This is a genomic window from Aquidulcibacter paucihalophilus (genome assembly GCF_002105465.1).
GTDB classification, from domain to species: domain Bacteria; phylum Pseudomonadota; class Alphaproteobacteria; order Caulobacterales; family Aquidulcibacteraceae; genus Aquidulcibacter; species Aquidulcibacter paucihalophilus.
The window spans coordinates 1-12,915 of the sequence record NZ_NCSQ01000065.1 but is presented as its reverse complement, the minus strand read 5'-3'; the positions used below and the strand labels follow the sequence as shown (position 1 = coordinate 12,915).

Annotated in this window: 11 protein-coding genes and 1 pseudogene; 2 read left to right on the top strand and 10 right to left on the bottom strand. The window is 54.5% G+C overall.

The genetic code is table 11. The features are described 5' to 3' along the window. Nucleotides 1-149: 149 nt before the first annotated feature. The 5 genes and pseudogenes from B7364_RS18375 to B7364_RS05275 all read right to left on the bottom strand — a co-directional run bounded on the left by B7364_RS18375 (nt 150) and on the right by B7364_RS05275 (nt 4,428). Nucleotides 150-404, bottom strand: a complete 255-nt coding sequence (locus B7364_RS18375; RefSeq protein WP_085338894.1) for a SemiSWEET family sugar transporter — start codon at nt 402-404, stop codon at nt 150-152. Nucleotides 405-507: 103 nt separating this feature from the next. Then, a pseudogene (locus B7364_RS05290) lies at nt 508-678 on the bottom strand (transposase domain-containing protein); the annotation flags it as partial. 110 nt (nt 679-788) lie between these two features. Continuing rightward, nucleotides 789-2,051, bottom strand: a complete 1,263-nt coding sequence (locus B7364_RS05285) for a TadE/TadG family type IV pilus assembly protein (RefSeq protein ID WP_085338893.1) — start codon at nt 2,049-2,051, stop codon at nt 789-791. A 46-nt stretch (nt 2,052-2,097) separates the two neighbouring features. Then, on the bottom strand, nt 2,098-2,829 hold the full coding sequence (locus B7364_RS05280; RefSeq protein ID WP_232780816.1) for an alpha/beta fold hydrolase: 732 nt from the start codon (nt 2,827-2,829) through the stop codon (nt 2,098-2,100). A gap of 177 nt (nt 2,830-3,006) precedes the next feature. Then, nucleotides 3,007-4,428, bottom strand: a complete 1,422-nt coding sequence (locus B7364_RS05275) for a sulfatase family protein (protein WP_157893509.1) — start codon at nt 4,426-4,428, stop codon at nt 3,007-3,009. 530 nt (nt 4,429-4,958) lie between these two features. Between B7364_RS05275 and B7364_RS05270 the strand changes: the two genes are divergently transcribed. Then, nucleotides 4,959-6,437, top strand: a complete 1,479-nt coding sequence (locus tag B7364_RS05270) for a sulfatase family protein (RefSeq protein ID WP_157893508.1) — start codon at nt 4,959-4,961, stop codon at nt 6,435-6,437. Further along, nucleotides 6,427-7,656, top strand: coding sequence for an acyl-CoA dehydrogenase family protein (locus tag B7364_RS05265; RefSeq protein ID WP_085338889.1), 1,230 nt, complete (start codon nt 6,427-6,429; stop codon nt 7,654-7,656). The genes B7364_RS05270 and B7364_RS05265 overlap by 11 nt, the downstream gene beginning before the upstream one ends. A gap of 141 nt (nt 7,657-7,797) precedes the next feature. Here B7364_RS05265 and B7364_RS05260 read toward each other — a convergent pair whose 3' ends face one another. From B7364_RS05260 to B7364_RS05240, 5 genes are all read right to left on the bottom strand, one after another. Further along, complete coding sequence (locus B7364_RS05260) at nt 7,798-9,825, bottom strand: TonB-dependent receptor plug domain-containing protein (protein WP_085338888.1); 2,028 nt, start codon at nt 9,823-9,825, stop codon at nt 7,798-7,800. A 93-nt stretch (nt 9,826-9,918) separates the two neighbouring features. Beyond that, the gene (locus B7364_RS05255) at nt 9,919-11,070 is read right to left on the bottom strand and encodes a sensor histidine kinase (RefSeq protein ID WP_085338887.1); all 1,152 of its coding nucleotides are present in this window, start codon (nt 11,068-11,070) and stop codon (nt 9,919-9,921) included. Continuing rightward, nucleotides 11,067-11,783 (bottom strand): response regulator transcription factor, encoded by a 717-nt coding sequence (locus B7364_RS05250; protein WP_085338886.1) that lies wholly within the window; start codon nt 11,781-11,783, stop codon nt 11,067-11,069. The genes B7364_RS05255 and B7364_RS05250 overlap by 4 nt, the downstream gene beginning before the upstream one ends. 25 nt (nt 11,784-11,808) lie before the next feature. Next, on the bottom strand, nt 11,809-12,381 hold the full coding sequence (locus B7364_RS05245) for a cytochrome b (RefSeq protein ID WP_085338885.1): 573 nt from the start codon (nt 12,379-12,381) through the stop codon (nt 11,809-11,811). Nucleotides 12,382-12,714: 333 nt separating this feature from the next. After that, on the bottom strand, nt 12,715-12,915 hold a 201-nt coding region (locus B7364_RS05240), incomplete at its 5' end, for a hypothetical protein (RefSeq protein WP_198534056.1).

The window sequence follows — 12,915 nt, the reverse complement described above, 5'->3', positions numbered from 1 at the left end:
TTCATACCTCAACGGTATGTGGCCCTCGGCGAATGGGTACACATAAGGCCGCAGGGTCCCACGTTCATTGTGAGAGTCCTATTTGTTGACGCCGCCGTGTTTGAAGTTAACAAAACTTGGGCTGAAGTTTGAAAATGACCCGGTCACAGTCAACCCAGTCGGAGCTTCATGTACAGTGTCGCCATTGCAAACGGCATAACGATCAAGTTGGAAATCGTCACAGGCCCGCTGCCAATTGCTACCCCGTATGCTGACCAGAGCACCGTTCCAACCGCTCCAAGTGCTACCGCAGTCAAAGACAGATCGTGCGTTTGGCGAGTTCGTAACGCGCGGATTGCTTGCGGCAAGAATGCACCGCCCGAGGCTGCCGACGCTGCGTAGCCTAGTATCTCTATTAATTGCAACGTTTCACCTCGATGGCGTGCCTACCGGCAGCTTTATGACGGATCCCAATCGCGCACAAGTGGTCGATTAGGGTAAGCGTCCGGTCTGACACGCCTTGACCGATCAAGCGGGCTGTGGCGCGACGTCGGGCTTCCAGTTCCACGGCAACAGCTCGTGGAGGCGTTTGTTGGGGTAGTCATCGATGCGGGGAAGGTTGTCGGCAAGCCATGCTTCGGGATCGATGGCGTTGAGCTTTGCGGTTTTGATGAGCGAGTAGATGGCAGCATCATGCTGTGGCTGGAGCCGGAATTTTGGAGTCTAAAGCCGAAGCCGCGAAAAATTGCTTCGCTCGAGCAGTTCCATGGGATTAGTGGTCGGTGAATGTCGGGCTAGTCGAAAGGCGGCTATTTTGCCAAAGTTGGGATAAGAATTTTACTTGAAATTGCGTCTGCCAGTTTTGATACCAATTGGGAGTTTCCTTCCGTCAATGTTCCACCAACCATGAAGCCGGGCCAGTCCTTTATTTTAATCCACCCGTCAGCCTGACCGTCCAAATCCGAACCCGTCATGTTCGGGTTTCCGAAGAAGACTAGCAACTTACGGTTTTGGTCGATAACTTTTGGATCATCCCATTTAGCACGAAGCGCGTCATAGGTCCGAGGCATCGTCGTGCTCGAAGGATAGTCAGGATTTTTCAAGCTAACCGAGTAACTTGGCCTGTGTGCGGTTATATCTGTCCAGACCGCTATCACCGGATAGACAGCCTGTAGGGGCTTGCTGCCACCCTCGGGAAGGTCGCCTACCTTCGCCCAAGCCGAACCCATCGCTTCATTAACACACTCTAGCCCCGATTCGGGCGCATCCCAACCACCATTAGCCTTCTCGGCGTTCACATAATCGCTGAACTTCGTCGTGTCATTGGGAAGATTAAAGAATGCGGAGGATTTCATCGGTGGATTGTCGCCAACCGCCTTCCAGTAGTCAGGATGGGCAGAGTTAATCGTTATCCATTTAGTACCATCAAACCATGATGCAAGGTTAGATCCCGTTAAGTTTTGTCCGCCGAAATCCCGGAAATAGATGACCCGCACGCGCATGGCATCAAAGGCCTTAATGCCGCGCTTTTCCAATTCGGCATTGAGGTTCGTCTCTAGATTAAGCGCATTGGTCTTGACGGCGTTCAATGTCGGCGTCATTGACCCTGTCGCGTCAATACACATCACGATGTCTAATTGCCGGATCTCCGGTCGCGCAATAGCTGCAGTAGCTTGCACGCGCGACGTAAAGTAGGATATTCCAACAAGTGACGCAAAACGCGTCGGAATACTTAGATCTGCTTGGCCTTCCATATTTGCCTTATCAGCGGTCATCTTGAATTCTTTGCCTGTCACCATCGCACTCTCTTCAGGTGTTAGGTTCGCTGCAAAATGACGCTCTGCAATCTGCACCCTTTCGACATCCGCATCGTCCAATCTGGCTGCAGCTAAAGTCGCCGCATCGACGGCCAATTGGAACTTGGTCTCCAACTTTGACTTTTCCGTATAATCCACTGTCATGCCTACTAGCAGCAAACCGCCGACGGCAAAAAGAGCAAAAATAATTGCTACCGAACCCCGAATATCCGTTCTAAGCTGTCTCATAAATCTAACAAATTTAAAGCTTTCCATTTCAAGATGCTCCGTTTTTGGCTGTCCTGATCCATCGCTTCAGACCTTAATGGTCCCGATCTAGCTTTGCTTTTGGTTGAGAAATCTGACTTGAGAATTCGATAACTGCACGTGCAACTGCAGCGGGTTGTTCGGGCAGGAGCGCGTGGCCCGCGCGATCGATTTGGACAATCTGAACGCGTCCTGGTGCCGCTTCTCGCACTGCATCTGCGTTTTCTGGAGGTGCCAGGACGTCCTGTAACGGTTGCACGACGAGGATTGATGCCCGTCCTGCCCCCCACCATTTGTCCACAGACGTGCGTTGGCTCGCGTTTATTTGAGCCTCGGCCACGTCACGCCGCCAACCATCCCGCCAAGCGGTTGGCTCATTACCAGGCGCGAAAAATGCTCGGGCAACATGACCCATGCGCTCTGCCTCGGGCAAGGAAAGATCGAATGACGCCAGCAGAGATTGCTCTATATGCGGGGCCATCGCGACCTTCCCGCCGGCTGCCAGCAGGATGACAGCCTGCACCAGATCTGGCCGAAGAGCTGCGCTCATTCTTGCAACTCGATTGCCGAATGCGTGACCAAGGACAATTACCGGTCGCTTGTCAGTGCTGCTCTCGATGACATCAGCAACATCATCTGCCAAATCGTTGAGCCGCACGTCTGCTGAGTAGGACGCGGACCTCCCAAAGCCGCGGGGCTCGGGACATATCGCTCGAAATCCAGCATCTGCGACTGCGTTTGCAAGCAATCGGAAGTCACTGGCACCACGGCCAAGGGAGGGAATCATGACAATTGCCGGAGCGTCACTGGGGCCAACGACAAGTACCTCAATGACGCCATTACGGCCATTGACGAGGGTTCTCTCTTCCAAGACTTGCCGCCGAATGGACCTGCATGCTCCAACCACAAGGAGCCCTCCAACGGCACTTCGACGGGAGAGGAGTTTCATACTCATCGCCATCGCTCAATTGAACATCTCTACCCACATATTTTCGACTTCAGCGGCCACACCTCGTCGACTTGTCCATTGAGGCTCAATGTTCCCCGCATTCCACTGATCCCACTTTTGTAGAAGTTCCTTGACCTTTTCGGGATGACGTTCCGCCAGATTGAACTTTTCACCGGGGTCGACCTCCAGATCGTAGAGAAGCGTCCATTGTCCTAGCGCAGACACGACGGCCGGCACCCCGTCAGGCCTCATCGATCTGGAGAGATCATCAGTCGCCCGATTGGCCGGTGCACCGCCAACCGGTGCCGAACGATTAACAACCACCAATTTCCAACGTCCTTCGCGGACGATTCGCGTGGGTCCCATACGCCAGAATAGTGCCCGACTTGAATGCGCCGCAGGATCCCTGACCAGGCTAACGAGGTCACGTCCCTCTGCGCCCGGATGGGCAACGCCGGCTGCGGCCGCAGCAGTTGCGGCAATATCCAACGTGCTGACAGGATTAGAGTAGACACCTGGAGTTATTGATCGTGGCCAGGATACAAGAAAAGGCACCCTAATGCCCCCATCCCAAGGGTAGCCCTTCCAGGCTTGGAGTGGCGCATTGGAACAAGCACCGCCAATATAGCTGGGGCAACCGTTGTCACTCAAAAAGACAATCAATGTATTGTCATAGGTACCAGTTGTCTTTAGATGCTGAACTAATCGCCCAATCCCATCATCCATTGCAGTAAGCATCGCTGCATATACCCGATGGTAATTTGAGGGCTTCTCGCCGACCCGCGATAAATACTGCGCCGGTGCCTGCAGCGGTGTATGCGGTGCGGTATATGCCAGATATAGGAAAAATGGCTTCTCGGAACGACTATCTACAAATTCGATTGCCTTGTCAGTGAAGATGTCCGTCACATAGGCATCGGGCTCAACACGGGTTCGGCCATCGAAAATTGGTAAGCGATCGCGTGTAATGAGTTTGTCTTCGGCTGTCTCAACATGGAGGTCGTCTGGCCCAATGGCGGTCAAATAAGGGGTTGCTCCCCCAAGAATCCCGTAAAAACTATCAAAGCCCCGATCGAGCGGGGTATAACCTTCTGTTTGGCCCAAGTGCCATTTTCCCACAATGCCTGTTCGGTAACCAGCGCCCTTTAGAGTTTGGGCAATCGTGGTTTCTTGAAGCGACATGCCACGCTGCGTATCGCGGCCCGCTGGATTAAACTCAAAACCGAACCGGGTTTGCTGACGACCGATCATGAGTCCTGCCCGTGAAGGTGCGCAAACTGCCGCCGTGGCGTAGCCATGCGTCATTCGGACCCCCGAATTCGCAAGGGCATCGATGTTTGGAGTTGGGATACGACCCCCGTTTGCACCTATGTCACCGTACCCAAGATCATCGGCGATGATGACAATTATATTGGGCTTGCCCGGGGACTTTAACATGGCCGCCGACATTGCCGAAGTCGTCTGTGGCAGCCCATCACCAATCGCTTGAGACCGACACGCCGACAGAGATAGCGTAAGTCCAAATGTGCATGCAATTCCCAATGCGACCCGTAAGGATTTGATCGTTGTCCTGGTCCACTCTCCTGCTTCTGTGCGGTGCAGACGGGTTGAGTCGAGGTTAAAAATCATGACGATTCATCCGATTATGGGTTCAGAGGCTATACCTCGGTCGAAGGACAGCCTGCCGGCCAATGTGAACGGCTCCCATCGACGGTGCTCCGGGCAGCCGCGAGGCCAGCTGCCAGTGCCCCCGCGAAAACAAGGCTCGCCAAAAAACTTCAAGAAAGGCATGGTCTTATATCCACTAATTCCTTTGCGACTGTTGCTAGCAGAGGACCGGGTACTACGGCTGTTACCAAAGCTAAATAACCTAGTCTTTTACGAGAGCGTACCGAAAAAGTGTCGACAATCTCTGTTGCATATGTCATCATATTATGTCAAGTGGGTGGTCAAAGCTGGGGTGCTTCATGAGAATTAGAAAAACGATCGCCGCAATCTTTTGTATCCTTTTTGCTTCAGGTTGCGCAAGCCAAGAAGTCAAGCTTGGTGCCGCGCCGGAGATACTATCTCCTCGTAAGCCAAACATAATCCTCATAGTCGCTGATGATCTTTCGCAATTGGATTTGTCCACATATGGCCGGTCCCCAAAAAGCATTCCCACCCCTAATCTAGACCGGCTGGCTAAGCGTGGAGTCACGTTCAAGCGCGGCTATTCAACAGCATCAGTTTGTAGCCCGTCGCGCGCGGCTTTGATGACGGGGCAATATCAACAGCGCCACGGATTTGAGTTTCTGACACCGGAAGGACCCGATGGTGGGGGGCAGGGACTTGCCGCTAACCAACGGGTCTTCGCTCAAGATCTCCAAACTGGAGGCTATCGCACCGCAATGATCGGTAAGTGGCATTTGGGTTCAACGAAGGATCGCATTCCAACATCTCGTGGATTTGATCAATTCTTCGGATTTCTTTCTGGCGAGACCGCTTACGCCGATGAGAAATCGGAAGGCCTTATCAGTATAACAGCGCCCTATGTTGGCAAGCGAAGCTTCGCCAGAAATGCAGATTGGATCAAGCTCTTTTCCGACTTTGCGGATGACGCCAATCCTCCAAAGATCGAGAATGATGAGGCAAGCTACCTGACCGATCTGTTAACACACAAGGCGGTTGAGTTTATCCGATCTTCCGGAACAGAGCCCTACTTCCTGTACCTCGCGCATTTGGCACCCCACTCGCCATACCAGGCACTCGAAACGGACGTTTCCCGCTTCTCACACATCAAGGACCCACTTAAGCGCACCTATGCGGCGATGATTTCTTCTCTCGATCGCAGTGTAGGAATTGTACTTGATGCGGTGGAAGCTTCCGGCGCGGGCGAAGATACACTCATCATTTTCACAGCTGATAATGGAGCGGCAACCTACATGGGCGTCTCTGACTGTGAAACGCTTGCCGGGGGAAAACTGAGCTACTTTGAAGGCGGTGCACGGGTCCCTCTAATTGTTAGCTGGCCGCGGCGTTGGCCAAGTGGAACAAATGATAGTCGCAATGTCTCTCAGCTTGATCTTGCTCCAACGATATTGGCTGCCGCAAAAATCGAAGCAGCAAATGTTTTTGACGGAAGAGACCTCACACCGCTTATGATGCCCTCGCGGTTAGCTGAGGCAGTCCACGAAACACTTTTCTGGCGCACCGGGTCAGAATATGCGGTCCTCTCGGGGGACCTTAAGCTCCTCTCAAACACTCGCCAAGGTGCCTTTCCTTGGCTCTTCGACCTAGCCTCAGATCCTCGCGAAACCAGAAGCCTGACCTTTGAAAGGCGATCTGAGGTGGCAGACTTGCAACAACGCTATCAAGACTGGGCCAAATCTATGAAGCCACCGGCTTGGCCGGCGAAACAGGTAGTGCAGGTGTTTCAATGTGGAAGGATTTCATTTCATGAACAATGATCAAGCCTCTAGCCTATTTCCATTCTCGAGCCATGGAATTGAAACGCTAGCAAAGGTGAAGACCTTCATGCGCAAACATGTCGCGCCTGCCGAAGCAATATTTGATGAGCAGGTAAAGGATGCCCGTACACCCTGGATAACGCCACCGATTCTTGATGAGCTAAAGGCCAAAGCTCGCAAAATGGGGCTTTGGAATATGTTTTTGCCCGAACTCCACCCGGGACCGCCGCTGAGCAACCTAGATTATGCACCAATCGCTGAGGAAATGGGCCGGATTGTATGGGCAAGCGAGGTCTTTAACTGCAACGCTCCAGATACGGGTAACATGGAGGTTCTTGAGAAGTACGGGACGCCCACCCAAAAGGATCGCTGGCTCCGCCCGCTCGCTGACGCCAAGATCAGATCCTGTTTTGCAATGACTGAACCACAAGTCGCTTCTTCAGATGCCACAAATATTGAGACTCAAATCAGTCGTGAAAACGACCATTATGTGATTAACGGCCGAAAGTGGTGGATAACCGGCGCTCTCAATCCACGGTGTGAATTCGCGATCTTGATGGGGAAAACCGATCCCTTTGGACCGAAGCACCGACAGCAATCTATGATTATCGTTTCTCTGAACACACCCGGTGTCAAGATTATGCGTCCTCTTAGAACCTTCGGGTTTGACGAACCATCACATGGACATGCTGAATTGGTCTTTGATAATGTAAAAGTGCCTTTGGAAAACATCCTACTTGGCGAGGGGCGTGGGTTTGAGATTTCTCAGGGTCGTCTTGGACCTGGACGAATTCATCATTGCATGCGTCTAATTGGACTTGCGTCTAGAGCTCTGGAGGCTATGTGTGCCCGGGCTTCGTCTAGGCGCGCTTTTGATCGCGCTATTGGTGATCACGGCGTGGTCCGTCGTTGGATCGCGCAATCGCGTATCGAGATTGATCAGGCACGGTTACTTGTTTTGCAAGCTGCACTGCGGATCGATCAGGTAGGGGCCAAGGATGCACGCAAGGATATTGCTATGATCAAACTGGCCGTGCCACAAATGGCTCAGACTGTCATTGACCGGGCGATCCAAGTTTTCGGCGGTGCCGGCCTTTGCGATGATCACTTCCTCGCCTATGCCTTTACGGGCGCGCGGATTCTCCGAATTGCTGACGGCCCAGATGAAGTCCATGCGGAGACGATTGCACGGTTGGAACTAAAGGCTCAGACCGGGTAAACCGTTTGGGCATGGCTCCCTGAAATCGTGCAACGGAGAGTTACGGCAAAGCTCTAATTCCTAATGGTCCAAATTTCAGGTGGCAGAGCAGCCTACGCAAACGGCTTCCCAAAACCCATGGGCATGTTATAGATTGGTCGGTTAGAAGGTTTTCTCGATTTGAAGCGCGAAAATTGGGCTGCTGGTGCGATCGCGAAACTCGGCGCTACTGATTGGTGCAATGCCGCGCAGTCCCATATAGCGGGTCAGTTCGCGATCAACGCGGCGGCCGAACAATTCGTTGACCTCGATGCGCATCTTGCTCGCTGATCCTACGGCCCATTCGGCAAAGATCGAAAAGTCCGGCCCACTTTTGAACTCGCTTTTCGACTGGCTGCGGAAAAATCGATAGGGCGGGTCATATCTGACTGCCGCGCCATAGCTGACGCGTGGGTTGATGATTTGACGATAGTTGATCGTCGTACCGGCGAACTCGGCATTTTGTAATTGCCGCGTCGCGCCATTGAACGGATCTTGCACCGAGGTTTCTCTCCAAGCTGCATCCACTGTCAGTTCTGCACCATCTAGCAAAGAGCTAAGTGGGATTGAGGCCAGTAAATCGACCCCGAAACTGCTGGCCGAAGGCAGATTGCCAACGCCTTGGCCATCACCGACTGGCACGATATCCACCACATTGGTTATGCGTTCGCTCACGAAGGTGATGCTGACACTGCCCCGTGTGCCCCAACGGCGTTCAGCCGTCAGACGCAGCCCATCGGTTTGCGAAGGCCGGAGAGCACTGTTCGTCCGGGTTGAGGAGCCGTCGGCGACTTGTTGTGCCCCTACGAAATCGTCAAAGTTAAGTTGGCCGACTTTGCGTTCGGCCTGCAAGCTCAGAGTCATTTGGCCGGTTGGGTTCCATGTAGCCACGACGCGGGGTTTGAAGAAGCGGTAAGTATTGGAAGATCGTAGCGGCTCGGCTAGGGTAATGCGCGTTGCTTCAAAGGCGATGGCACCCTCAACCGATATCTTGTCGATGCCTGTCCAGGTTGCCGACAAAGCTGCCGAGCCGCGTGTTTCCCCAACATTGGTGCGTCCGGCCTCAAGCGGTGTTGTAATTTTGTTGTCGATCTGAACGAACTCAGTGTTTGAGACTAGGGTCGTCCGCACGCTTTCAAATGCCGCGCTGACGGCAAGCTTTGGCCAATGCGGTGCCCAAGTCGCTCTCAAAATGCTCTCGGACAGGTCATCATTGGATGTATAAAGCGAACTCGAAATAGCCCCCGAAGGAAATTCTGCGCCGACCAGCGTGGAACCCTTTTCGTTTGACCATGTTCTAAGGCCTATCAGCTTAGCTTCACCGCGGCCGATAGGGCGTGTCAATTCGAGCGACAGCTCGGCGCTGCGGTTGGGATAATTTTCGGCTTCGATTTGGGTTCTGATCGGCAAATCAGCGCCTGACGCAAAAGCGGTGAAACGATGGCGCCGCTTAAAGTCATCTGTCCGTAGCGATGTCGCCAACGTGGTGTTGATGCCGGCAATCGGGGTGGAGATACTCAACGAGCCAGAATAGTCATTGTAGCGCCGACGGTCCAATAGAGGACCAGCCTCGACGACCCCGCCGCTACCATCAGTTAGCCGCTGTTGGCCTTCTAGTCGCGTGAGCGACGTGTTTCCGGCTTCCAGGCTGGCTGACACGGTGGCACCGCCAATTGATCCGCGCCACGACCCCGCTGCGGATGGTCCAAACCTGCCTCCTTGTATTGTTTGGCCCCGCAGACGCAATGTACCGCTGCTACTCGTGGAGGCCTTTAGGATGACATTGGCCACCAGCCGACTGCCCCCGCCCTGAAGGCCAGTGACGGCTCCATCGAGCATGTCGATGCGTTCTACAGTGCGTGCCGGAATGCGCCGCAACAGTTCGGTCAGGGAAACGTCCTTAGTCGCGGGCCGCGCGCCATTGACCAGAACATTGCCGGCCGCGTCACCAAAGCCGCGCAGGTCTTCGCTCGCAACGAGCGTGAAACCTGGGACCCGGGTCAGCATATCGAAGGCGTTCTGTGCCTGAATATCTGCGAAGTATGCCGCAGGATAGCTCGCGCGAGCAGGTGATTCCAACGTCGTTTGCGCACTCGATGACGTGCACAACCCAATTGTCGCGGCAATACTGATGGTGATTACATGTCTCATGTGCGCTCCCAATTCTGGGGACGCAATAACTTGTCAGAGCTGCAACAGCGTTGGCGGAAAATTGCGGATATGTTGCGAACGGCTGACGATGGTTCAGGCTTTACCTTCTCCGCCAATGGGGATGATGATTTCGGCGAGCGCGCCGCCACCTTGCGCTGCGCTCAGTCGCAATGATCCGCCATGCGCGCGGGCAATGGCAGTGACGATTGCGAGGCCCAGCCCCGAGCCACCCGATTGGCGGGATCGTGATTGGTCGCCACGAACAAAGGCGGCAGCAAAAGATTGTGGGTCGTCACTGGGCCATCCGGGGCCAGTGTCGAGCACCGACAATAGGATTTGATCGGCGGCAGAGTGCACAGACACTTGAATTTCGCTTCCCGGCGCATAACGAATGGCGTTGGCAACCAGATTAACTAACGCGCGCTCAATGCGCCCAGGATCAACCTGTGCAACAATCGGCGTGGCAACCAACTTCAAGGTGTTACCCTGTACAGCTGCGTCATGTTGCAACGTCTCAATGACCGATGCGGCGAGACGGTCCATTGCAACAGGTTCGAGGTCGAGCTGCATGTCGATTCCCAGCGGTGATGCCAGCATGTTGAGGTCGGCAACTAGCTGATCGACAAGACCGATCTGGCGCAACAGACCATTTAGTAAGGTGGCGTCAAGCGGGAAAACACCTGATTGCACGCCGATCAAACGGCCACGCAAGACTGACAAAGGTGTGCGAAGTTCATGGGCGATGGCGGCAGAACGCATGCGCACATCATTGTCGGCAGCGGACAAGGCATTGGTCATTGCCGTAAAGTCGCGGTGCAGTGCGGCGATTTCCAGCGGGACGCCCCGACCAATTGGCGCCGGGGCGTGCCGGTCACCTGTTGCGATTTTGCGTGCGCTGCTGGCAATTGCCTCGATAGGTGCCGCGATCCGTCCTGCAGAGATAACCGCAAACCCGGCGCAACAGATGGCGGTCAACCCGATAAGTCCGCCTAAAGCCCAGCCGTAATTCAGTCGCCACGGTGCAAAGCCGTGATCCATCTTGAAGTCGTAAACCAATGGCGAGCACGGTCCAGATGTTTCAAGTAAGCGCCCCAATTGCATCTTCTCGGCAGGTGCTAGGCTGGCCATGAATAGCTGGTCGCGCAGACTATAGACATAGTCGGGCGCGAACGCCGCTACCAGTGCTGCGATCACACTCATGAGGATGGCGCTGAGCGCGATCCTCGCACGTAAACCCATTATCATTCGAGATCCAATCGATAGCCTTGGCCGCGAATGCTGGTGAGGCGTACACCACTGCCGGGCTGGCGCTTTATTTTCTGGCGTAGACGGCTGATATGGGGATCGACGGAGCGGTCAAACGCTTCCTCGTCCAGCGCGAGATCGACAATTTGGCCGCGTGTGATCAGTCTGCCCCCCCGTTCGACGAACAAATCCAGCAACTTGAACTCGGTCGGCGTCAGGTCGAGGGGCTGGGATCCAACAAACGCGCAGAACGCATCTACATCGATCCGAATATTGCCATAAGACCGGACGGTGTGTGCCGCCTCGCGGCGTTGCCGTCCCGCCAGCACCTTGGCGCGGGCAACGATTTCATGGGGGTCGAAAGGTTTGACGACATAATCGTCGCACCCGAGGCGGAACCCCGCTAGCTTGTCGATCGGCTCACCGAGGGCACTGAGGATGATGACACCAGGTTGGACTGGCCCAACGCGCAATTGAGCCAATACCGACATACCATTACGCCGGGGGAGGCCCAGATCAAGGATGACGATATCAGGCTGCCACCAGCGTGAACTATCCACCGCACTTTCGCCATCTCCGACAATGAGGCACTCGGCGTTTTCGCGGCGAAAAAACGCATCGACGATCTCCGCAATTTCGGGTTCGTCTTCAACAATCAGAATCTTGAACCCGGCAAGCGTCATATTGTTTGGGATAATTGCTGCAGTGGTCATACACAAGGGCCTTCATAGGTGTTGTTTATTCTGATTGCCCGGTCGGGCCAGCCCGCATCCGATTGAGACCGTCGATCCTGTCGCTGTTGCTCGCGAGCCAGCTCCGGCGAACAACAGCCGCCACATGGATGACCAGCAAGGCAGTGAGAGCAAGGCCGGCATATTCGTGAACTGGCCAAAGCCACTCGCCAGCTTTTTTACTTTCTAAGAAGGTCGCGAGCGGCTCAAACTTTGGCAAAGGAATACCGAACGGCTTTGGCGCCTCGCCATAAGCAATCCAGCCTGCATATCCCGACAATGGCAGCATGATCACCAGCAGATACAAAGCAAAGTGCGCGCTCCTTGCAGCCAAAACCTCTGTGCGCGTGCCGGCGATCGGCGGCTTGGCGGAACGCAGCGCAACGATAATCCGCAGGAGCATGATTCCCAATGCGCTCAACCCCAACAACACATGGACATCCGTCCACCAGTCTGCGGCTGGGCTATCGGGGACGACAAGTTTATAAGCAAGCGCAAGTCCGATCAGCAAGGCGGGCAGGATCAGCGCCGCTGCACTCCAATGCATAAGCCGCATCAATCGTGGATATCTTTCGATCATGAATATTTCCTCCGCGATCCCTAATGCACCAAGGGATTTGTCGCTGTGTTGTGTAAATGTTGCAGATCCATTGCAGAGAATTTGTTGCTACCGACACCGTTTAGTCGGGTGCGCCCAAGTCCCGACAAAGATGAGGATAGGCGCAATGCCATGGCCCCTTCGGCGATGACCCAGCCCCTTAAAATCGAGCGATAAGTTTGAAGTATTTCAAATCAAGGTGCACTGCTACCCATCGTTGGGTCACTTAAATGGCTGCCTTCAGGCAAACCGCTAACCCGCCCTAAACGGCAACCCGTGGCGCAAAGCGGACCCAAAGTCACCGCCGTCTGCGCCTCACCCCCGCACCCCACGCGCCACCTCATCAAGAAACGCATCAAACAGCGCTTCAGCCTGATCGTCGTCATCCTCGCGCTCGAGAGGCCCTGCATATTTAAACCATACTCGGACGAACGCGAGGAGGGTTTCGCGTAGGATGGCCAAGTCCCGACCCCGCGCCAGATCCCGCTGATCCAATCGATCAAGCCGAGCCTTGAT